Consider the following 2984-nt stretch of genomic DNA (forward strand, 5'->3'; position numbering starts at 1 on the left):
AGCGGGCCGCCACCCGGCGCCCTTGCCCCGAGCCGCGCCGGCGCCCTCGTCCCGCACAGCCCCGGCGTCCTCGTCGCACGCCTTCCCGGCGTCCTCGCGCCGCAGCCAGCCGGCGGCCACGCGCGGAGCCCGGCGCAGCACGAACAGCGCCGCCACGACCGCGCAGTGCACGGCCAGGATGATCATTCCGCGCATGTGCGTCGCGTACATGTACGCCGCGAGCAGGCCGGACGCGACTCCCCACGCGCGTCCGCCCGTCCGGACGAACCGGTCCAGCGCCAGCAGCCAGCCGAGCACCAGGACGGGCAGCACCGCGTCGGTCATGGCGGTCGTGCTGTACAGCGTCACGGCGGGCAGGAACGCGGCGGCCCAGGCCAGCAGGACGCTCTCGTGCCGCCCGAGCCCGCACCGGACCAGGAACGCCCGTCCGAGCGGGAACGCGAGCGCGCCGACCACCGCGTTGAGGACCAGGACCGTCCGGTACACGGTCGCGGGGGAGTGGGTGAACCAGTACACCGGCGTGAACAGCAGCGAGTAGCCCGCCTGGTAGAACGTCTGCCCGGTGAGGTCCATGCCGGGACCGCCCGCCAGCCAGCGGCCCGCCACCAGGTAGCCCGCCTCGTCCGGGAGGAACACCGGGCTGTGCCGTCCCCACGAGAGTGCGATCCGCACCCCGACGTGCAGGACGTAACCGGCGGCGACCAGCCAGAACATTCCCGGCGGACGCGGCGAACGGCGCTCCCGCGACGCGGGCCGCCCGGCGGTCAGCGTCATGCGCCCGCCCCTTCCTCACGGGGACGGGAGCGCCGCCGCCCGTGTGCGGGCCGTCCGGCGGCGGGCATCAGGGCCGCCGGACGGCGACGAAGGTGCCGTTGCCGACGTCCCTGGTCACGAAGTCCTTGAACTGCGCGTAGTCGAACCGGACGTCGGAGGGGGCGGGCGCCTGGATCCCGCGCCAGACGACCCCCGCGCCGTCCTTCTCCAGGACGAACACGTCGATCGACCCGAACCGCGTCCGCGCGGAGGCCGCCGCGAACCCGGACGGCCCGGTCCCTGCCAGCTTCCGCAGCTCCGCGAACCGGTCCGGCCACCTCGTCGGCCCGTACGCGGCGACCCGGTCCACGCCGAGGTAGCCGTTCCACGGCAGGAACACGAACACTTGCTCGTCATAGGAGAGCGTGCTCGGCGTCCGGTCGCGCGGACGCACCTGCTCGACCATCCGCCGGATCGCGTCCACCGGGAGGGCGCGGAGCCGGCCCTCCCGGCGCATGACCGGGAGCAGCGGGTCGGTCGCGGCGGCGTGCTCGGGACGGCTGCCGTCCGGAAGGAACATGGCGTGCGCGCGTGCGGCCTCCCAGTTGAACCGCTTGGTGCGGGTGTAGTCGGGGACCGAGCCGTAGCCGAGGTGGTCCTCCCAGCGGTTCACCGGCATGTTCGCCGTCCAGAACCCGTATCCGGCGAAGACGGCGGCCAGCCCCGCCGCGAGCACACCCGCCCACGGGGCGAGCAGGCGCCCGCGCCGTTCGGCGAGCGCCGGGACGGCCTCGCGGACACCCAGCACGGCCCCGGCGATCAGGCACGCCGCGACCGGGAGCCGCACGTAGTAGAACAGCCCGTTGTGCGCCGTCAGGACCCAGCGGACCATGCTGAGCGCGAGGTAGGCGTACGCGCCGCCGACCATCGCGAGCAGCGACCAGGCCCACCAGCGCGTCCGCGCGTACCAGAGCAGCGCCAGCAGCCCGAGGAACTGGACCGGCCCGAGGCCCGCGAACTGCAGGAAGGTGAGCGGGTTCCCGGACGCCTCCGCGCTGGAGTACATGTCGCCGACCTGCTGCCCGCCGCGCAGCATGGCCCACAGGTAGGGGACGACGAACCACGACGAGAGGACGGCGGTGACGGCCGTGGTCTTCGCCAGGTACAGCAGGAGACCGCGCCGGTCGGGTTCGCTCCGCCACGCTCGCCGGCCGATGGCCGCGACGCCGATCGCCAGGAACACGACGTACCCGTAGTAGACCAGGACCACCAGCCCGTACCCGAGACCCGCCCAGGCCCAGTGCAGCCGTCCGCGCTCCGGCCGCGCCACCGTGTTCAGCACCAGCGGGACGAGCACGGCGAGGGTGAAGAACTCGTACGCCTTGGCGGGCTCGGCGCACGCCGCCAGCACCAGCGGCCCGATCAGCAGCGCCGCGCCCGCCGGGACGATCCGCGCCCACAGGACGAACGCGAGCAGCAGCCCCAGCGAGAGCGTCACCGCCTGCGCCGCGCCGAGCAGCCTCCACGCCGGGACGTCCAGCAGCCAGGCGGTCTTCCCGATGAGGTACGGGTAGAGCGGCGGATACTCGGAAGGGACGGTCCCGACGATGCCGTCCGAGGACTTCCAGTTGACGGTGTACCGGGTCGCCATCGCCGCGATGCGCCCCGCGTCGCCCATCACCGAGACCCGGTCCCCGGCGGCCGAGAAGCCGCTGTAACCGAACGGCGTCCCCGACAGCGCGCAGCGCACCACCAGCGCGGTGTACGCCGCGTGCGCCCCCGCCGCCGCGCCGATCAGCCGTCCGCCCCGGTGGCGCAGCCCCACGACCGTCAGGAGCAGCGTCCCGCCGAGGAGCACGGCGAGCGGCAGGTCAGCCGACCGCTGCACGAACGGATCGACGTCCAGCCGGGACGGCAGCCAGAACGCGAGCGGGAGCCCCACCGCCCAGACCGCCGCCGCCGTCAGCGCCGGACCCGGCGCGCGCCGGGGCGTCGCGGGCGGCGTCTCGACCGGGGTCGCGGGAGCGGCCTCGACCGCCGTCGGTTCGGGGGGCATGATCGGACGCTAACCGAGTGGGAACCGTCCGGACAGGGCCCGAAGACCCAAGGCGCCCGACGCTCCCGCAGGTCAGGCGGGTGCCATGGGGCCAGGGACCCAATGCCTTCAGCGAGCCGCGGGCAAGCCGCCGCCGGGCCGCCGCCGGGCCGCCGTCGGCCGTCGCCGAGCCGGG

1 protein-coding gene and 1 pseudogene are annotated in these 2984 nt (G+C 74.8%); both read right to left on the reverse strand.

Annotated features, from left to right (window positions below):
* Positions 1 to 774, reverse strand: a pseudogene (locus tag DZF91_RS25830) (hypothetical protein); the annotation flags it as partial.
* 67 nt (positions 775 to 841) lie between these two features.
* A complete protein-coding gene (locus DZF91_RS25835) occupies positions 842 to 2809 on the reverse strand; it encodes an arabinofuranosyltransferase (protein WP_117359799.1) in 1968 nt (655 codons plus the stop codon).
* Positions 2810 to 2984: the final 175 nt, after the last annotated feature.

Origin of the sequence: Actinomadura logoneensis, from assembly GCF_003428695.1 — a bacterium.
Classification (GTDB): domain Bacteria; phylum Actinomycetota; class Actinomycetes; order Streptosporangiales; family Streptosporangiaceae; genus Spirillospora; species Spirillospora logoneensis.